The sequence below is a fragment of the Dermacoccus sp. UBA1591 genome, assembly GCF_002322065.1.
Lineage (GTDB): Bacteria > Actinomycetota > Actinomycetes > Actinomycetales > Dermatophilaceae > Dermacoccus > Dermacoccus nishinomiyaensis.
The window spans coordinates 1-4,836 of the sequence record NZ_DCNR01000016.1; the positions used below are offsets into that span (position 1 = coordinate 1).

At 68.7% G+C, this 4,836-nt stretch carries 2 protein-coding genes; both read left to right on the plus strand.

Annotation, left to right across the window (positions count from 1 at the left end):
• The first annotated feature begins 328 nt into the window (after positions 1-328).
• Positions 329-3,061 (plus strand): MGH1-like glycoside hydrolase domain-containing protein, encoded by a 2,733-nt coding sequence (locus tag B2284_RS01530; protein ID WP_136788478.1) that lies wholly within the window; start codon positions 329-331, stop codon positions 3,059-3,061.
• A gap of 117 nt (positions 3,062-3,178) precedes the next feature.
• A partial coding sequence (locus tag B2284_RS01535; RefSeq protein WP_286697100.1) for an ATP-dependent DNA helicase occupies positions 3,179-4,836 on the plus strand: 1,658 nt, incomplete at its 3' end.

Genomic DNA, 4,836 nt, shown 5'->3' on the forward strand with positions numbered 1-4,836 from the left:
GAAGCCGGTGCGCCGTGTCGACGTCCTGCTGCCGTACGAGCGCGGCGGCGTGCTGAGCCGCCTCCACGCGGACGCGGAGGTCCTCTCGATCGAGCACCGCGGCGAGGGCACCTACGTCCACGCCAAGGTGATGCCGGAGCTCGAGGGTGAACTCCAGGCGTACCTGACGAACGCCTGAAGCCACGCCGTCGCGAGTTCGGCGACGGACGACGAGCCACCACTGTCACGCTCCCGTGAGGGTGGTGGCTCGTCGGCGCCCACGCGGGTGAGGTGGCTCACCTGTCAGACGGCGCGGTGGTGTGTCCCACACTTCACCTAAAATGCGGGGGTGTCATCGACTTCCCGCCCTACCGCCACCGCGGAGCACCGCCGTCTCGCCCAGGCGCCGAAGGACAGCGACCCCTGGCGGCTGTGGGGGCCGTACATGGCGTCGCGGCAGTGGGGGACGGTGCGCGAGGACTACTCGGCTGACGGCAACGCGTGGGCGTATCTGCCGTTCGACCAGGCGCACCAGCGCGCCTACCGCTGGGGCGAGGACGGCCTCGCAGGCTTGTGCGACCGGTTCGGTTTCTTCAACGTCTCCCTCGCCATGTGGAACGGCAAGGACGACCGCCTCAAGGAACGCCTGTTCGGGTTGACGAACAATGAGGGCAACCACGGCGAGGACGTCAAGGAGGTCTGGTGGCCGACGGACGCGACGCCGACGCACTCGTGGGCGAGCTGGCTCTACCGCTACCCACAGGCCAAATTCCCCTACAACCATCTGCGGGCCGAGGCGGCGCAGCGTTCGCGAACCGACGACGAGTACGAGCTGATCGACACGGGTGTCTTCGCCGAGAACCGCTTCTTCGACGTCGAGGTCAAGCACGCGAAGGCGAACCCGACCGACCTGTGCCTCGAGTACACCGTCACCAACCACGGACCCGATGCTGCACCGCTCGACCTCGTCCCGCAGGCCTGGTACCGCAACACCTGGTCGTGGGGGCGCGACGACCGGGAGCCGTCGATCTCACTCGTCGACGCGAACACCGTGCGCGCCGAGCACGGCTGGCTCGGCGACTACGAGCTGCATGCCGACGGCAGCCCGCGCATCATCTTCTGCGACAACGAGACGAACGAAGGTGCCGTCTTCGGCCACGAGTTCAACCGTCGCGAGCTGACCAAGGACGGCTTCGACGCCCGCATCGTGCACGGTGACAGCGAGGCGATCCGCCTCGACTACGGCACGAAGGTCGGGTTCTGGTACCACTTCGACGACATCGGCCCGGGCGAGAGCGTCACCGTCAGGCTGCGGATGCGCGGGGTGGGCCGTTCCACCGCGCACCAACCGAAGGGCACCGCCCACCAGGAGCCGCCGCCCGGCGATCCCGCATTCGGTGAGGGTTTCGACATCGTCATGCGCACGCGCCGCGACGAGGCCGACGAGTTCTACGACGCCGTCATCCCCACCTCCGCCTCGCCCGACGACCGGCACATCGCGCGTCGTGCCTTCGCGGGTCTGCTGTGGGGCAAGCAGCTCTACCGCTACTACGTCGACGAGTGGCTCGCCGGCGACCCGGCCGGCGAGGCGCCGCCGCTGTCGCGCGTCACCGGCCTCGACGGGCGCCCGGGGCGCAACGTCGGATGGCGGCACCTGGCGCTCGCGGATGTCATCTCGATGCCGGACGAGTGGGAGTACCCGTGGTTCGCCGCGTGGGATCTGGCGTTCCACACGGTGCCGCTCGCGCACATCGACCCCGAGTTCGCCAAGCACCAACTCGTCCTCATGTGCCGCGAGTGGGCGCAGCACCCGAACGGCCAACTGCCCGCGTACGAGTGGGCGTTCGAGGACGTCAACCCGCCCGTCCACGCCTGGGCGTGCTGGCAGGTGTACGCCATCGACGGCGGCCAGGATCAGTCCTTCCTCATCCAGGTGTTCAACAAGCTGCTGCTCAACTTCTCGTGGTGGGTCAACCGCAAGGACGCCGACGGGACGTACCTGTTCGAGGGCGGCTTCCTCGGCATGGACAACATCACACTCTTCGACCGCTCCACCGACGTGCCGCCCGGCTACAAGCTCGAACAGTCGGACGCGACGAGCTGGATGGCGTTCTTCTCCCAGTCGATGCTGCGGATGGCGCTCGAGCTCGCGCGGCGCGAGCGCGGCTACGACAACGCCGCGACGACGTTCCTGCAGTACTTCATCAACCTCGCCCGGGCGATGGACCGCACGAGCCCCGACGTCGTCTCCAGCCTGTGGAACGAGGAGGACGGCTTCTTCTACGACGCCCTGTCCGACCCGGCTGGTCACATCACGCAGCTTCGCGTGCGTTCGATGGTGGGGTTGTTGCCGCTCATGGCCGTGCTCATCGCGCCGAGCTGGGTGCAGCACGAACTGCCCGACTTCGTCCGTGAGGTCGAGTGGATGATGGAGCGCGAGCCCGCGATGATGAAGGCGATCGCGCAGGCCGAGCACGACTCGGGCGGTGAGAAGCTGACGCTGTCGCTCATCTCCAAGCGCCGACGGGATCTGCTGCTCAAGCGATTGTTCGACGAGGAGGAGTTCCTCTCCGAATACGGCATCCGTTCGCTGTCGGCCGCCTACCGCGAGGAGTACACCGCCCAGATCGGCGGGCGGGAGATGTCGATCCACTACACGCCGGGCGAGTCCGACATCGACCTGTTCGGCGGTAACTCGAACTGGCGTGGGCCTGTGTGGTTTCCCGTCAACTTCCTCGTCGTCGACGCGCTGCGCCTCTACGCGGCCTCGACGCCTGGCGACACCGAGTACGAGTACCCGACGAACTCGGGCCGGTTCATGAAGCTGTCCGACATCGTCCTCGACCTCGAGGATCGCCTGACGAACCTGTTCCGTCTCGGGCCGAACGGACGCCCGGGCGATCAGCGCGAGTACCCCGAGGGCCCGCTGTGGGACGAGCACGTGACGTTCAGCGAGTACTTCCACGGTGACACCGGCGTCGGCCTCGGCGCCGCGCACCAGACGGGCTGGACCGCGCTCGTCGCGCACTACATCTGCTCCGACCACGCGCCGGCGCTGCCCGGTTTGCTGCCGGGGGAGTGACGTCGTCGTCCCCAGTCGTGACGGCTGGGGGCGCCGTCAGGGTGGCGGCGCAGGCTGATCCACAGCCCCGGCGCGCTCGAGTCGGTGCCGCGGTACGCGCTGGCCTAGGGTTGGGGCATGCCCGAACTGCCCTCCCTCGATGAGCTCATGTCTGCCGCCGTCAGTGGGGTGGGTGGGGTGCCGCGCCCCGGCCAGGCGAAGATGGCGCAGGCCGTCGAGCACGCCATCGAGACGGGCGAGCACCTGCTCGTCCAGGCGGGCACCGGCACCGGAAAGTCGCTCGCCTACCTCGTTCCCGCGATCCGGCACGCGTTCGACGTCAACAAGCCGGCCGTCGTCGCGACAGCGACGCTTGCGCTGCAGGCGCAGATCGTCGACCGCGACATGCCACGCCTCGCCGATGCCCTCGAGCCGCTGCTCGGGCGGCGTCCGACGTACGCGCTCGTCAAGGGCAGGCGCAACTACCTGTGCCAGCACAAGCTGACGGGCGGCTACCCCGACGACGACGCCGACACGCTGCTCGGTGTCGGCCAGGTCGACGCCGACGCGGGTCGCACGGGCCGCGAGGTCGTCCGGCTGCGCGAGTGGGCGAACGAGACCGACTCGGGGGATCGTGACGAGCTCGTGCCCGGCGTCTCGGAGAAGGCATGGCGGCAGGTGTCGGTCTCCAGCCACGAATGCCTCGGCAGCAAGTGCCCCGTCGTCGAGGAGTGCTTCGTCGAGCTGGCGCGTGCCGACGCGAAGGAGGTCGACGTCGTCGTCACGAACCATTCGTTCATGGCGATCGATGCTTTCGAGGGCCGCCAGATGCTACCCGAGCACGACGTCGTCGTCGTCGACGAGGCGCACGAACTCGTCGATCGGGTGACGGCGACGATCACCGACGAGCTGACGACGGGCACGATCAGCGCCGCCGCGAAACGGTGCGGGCGCCTCGCCGACACCGACGACCTCAAGCGCTCGGCCGACCTGCTCAAGGACGCCCTCGAGCAACACCAGGAAGGGCGGCTGCTCGGGCTGTCCGACCCGCTCGAGATGGCGATCCGCGCCATCCTCGACGCGGCACGCTCGATCGCGAGCGAGCTCAAGCCCAAGAACCCGCAGGACAACGACGGCGTGCGTCAGATGGCGCGCGCGGCGATCGAGGACATCTTCTCCACCTGCGAGCGCATCCTCGAAGAACGCGAACTCGACGTGCTGTGGATCTCGCACAATGCGCGCGCGAACATCACGGCGCTTAGGGTCGCGCCGATGAGCGTCGCGATGCTCATGCGCGACAAGATCTTCGGCGAGCGGACCGTCGTCATGACGTCGGCGACCCTCGAACTGGGCGGCAGTTTCGACGCTGTCGCCGGCACGCTCGGCCTGCGCGGCGCGGGTGGCCCGGCGTGGAACGGCCTGGACGTCGGCTCACCGTTCGACTACCCCAAGCAGGGCATCGCCTACGTCGCGCAGCACCTGCCCGCGCCGGGGCGCGACGGCATGTCCGAGCAGGCGTTCGACGAGATCGAGACGTTGATCCGCGCCGCGGGCGGGCGCACGCTCGGGCTGTTCTCCTCGATGCGCGCCGCGCAGAGCGCCGCCGAGGCGATGCGTGAACGCCTCGGCGACGACTTCCCCGTCCTGTGCCAGGGCGAGGACCAGATGGGCACGCTGGTGCGCCGTTTCGCCTCCGACGCGAACACCTGCCTGTTCGGCACGATGACGCTGTGGCAGGGCGTCGACGTGCCCGGTTCGAGCCTGCAGCTCGTCATCATCGACCGCATCCCGTTCCC